This window comes from Neochlamydia sp. TUME1 (assembly GCF_000813645.1).
Classification (GTDB): Bacteria; Chlamydiota; Chlamydiia; order Chlamydiales; family Parachlamydiaceae; genus Neochlamydia.
In genome coordinates, this window is sequence record NZ_JRXI01000232.1 from 1 (window position 1) to 1,504 (window position 1,504).

The 1,504-nt window shown below is 47.5% G+C and carries 1 protein-coding gene; it reads right to left on the minus strand.

The window, feature by feature from the left end; translation table 11 throughout:
* Positions 1-1,504: leucine-rich repeat domain-containing protein (locus DB41_RS10255; RefSeq protein WP_039387001.1), on the minus strand; the 1,504-nt coding region annotated here is incomplete at both ends.

Genomic DNA, 1,504 nt, shown 5'->3' on the forward strand with positions numbered 1-1,504 from the left:
TTTTCCGCTAATTCAAGCTGTAGCAGCGGAGACAGCTGCCCAATTTCTATAGGCAGACTAGTGAGCTGGTTTTGATTTAAGTAAAGCCCTTGCAGCTGAGACAATTGACCTATTTCTGTAGGCAGAGCGGTGAGCTGGTTGTGATTTAATTCAAGCCTTCGTAGTTGAGACAGCTGCCCGATGTCTACAGGAAGACTGGTGAGCTGGTTTTGATTTAATTCAAGCTCTTGCAGCTGAGATAGCTGTCCAATTTCTGCAGGAAGGCTGGTGAGCTGGTTTTGATTTAAGTAAAGCCCTTGCAGCTGAGACAGCTGCCCGATTTCTACAGGCAGAGCGGTGAGCTGGTTTTGGCTTAACTCAAACCCTTGCAGCTGAGACAGTTGCCCGATTTCTACAGGAAGACTGGTGAGCTGGTTTTGATTTAAGTAAAGCTCTTGCAGCTTAGACAGCTGCCCGATTTCTGCAGGAAGACTGGTGAGCTGGTTTTGGCTTAACTCAAGCTCTTGCAGTTGAGGCAATTGACCTATTTCTGCAGGAAGACTGGCGAGCTGGTTTTGATTTAAGTAAAGCACTTGTAGCTGAGACAGCTGCCCGATTTCTGCAGGAAGACTGGTGAGCTGGTTTTGATTTAATTCAAGCTCTTGCAGTTGAGGCAATTGACCTATTTCTGCAGGAAGGCTGGTGAGCTGGTTTTGATTTAAGTAAAGCCATTGCAGCTGAGACAGCTGCCCGATTTCTTCAGGCAGGCTGGTGAGCTGGTTTTGATTTAAGTAAAGCCCTCGTAACTGGAACAGCTGCCGGATTTCTGAAGGCAGAGCGGTAAGCTGGTTTTGATTTAAGTAAAGCCATTGCAGCTGAGGCAACTGCCCGATTTCTTCAGGCAGGTTGGTGAGCTGGTTTTGGCTTGAATTAAGCTCTTGCAGCTGAGACAGCCGACCTATTCCTTCAGGAAGGCTGACGAGCTGGTTTTGGCTTAAGTCAAGCCATTGCAGCTGAGGCAGCCGCCCGATCTCTGCAGGCAGGTTGTTGAGCTCGTTTTCTCTTAAGTCAAGAGTTTTTAGCTCAGACAACTGCCCGATTTCTGCAGGCAGAGCGGTGAGCTGGTTTTGGCTTAAGTCAAGAGCTTGCAGCTCAGACAACTGCCCGATTTCTGCAGGCAGAGCGGTGAGCTGGTTTTGGCTTAAGTGAAGCACTTGCAGCTTAGACAGCTGCCCGATTTCTGCAGGAAGACTGGTGAGCTGGTTCTGATTTAATTCAAGCGATTGCAGCTCAGACAGCCGCCCAATTTCTGCAGGCAGAGCGGTGAGCTGGTTTTGATTTAAGTAAAGATATTGTAGCTCAGACAGCTGCCCAATTTCTGTAGGCAGAGCAGTGAGCTGGTTTTCTCTTAAGTCAAGCGTTTGCAGCTGAGATAACTGGCATATTTCTGGGGGTAAATAAGTCAAGTCTATTCTAGATAAATCTAAAGCCGTGATGTTTTTACGATTTTCTGCAATCCAATCTC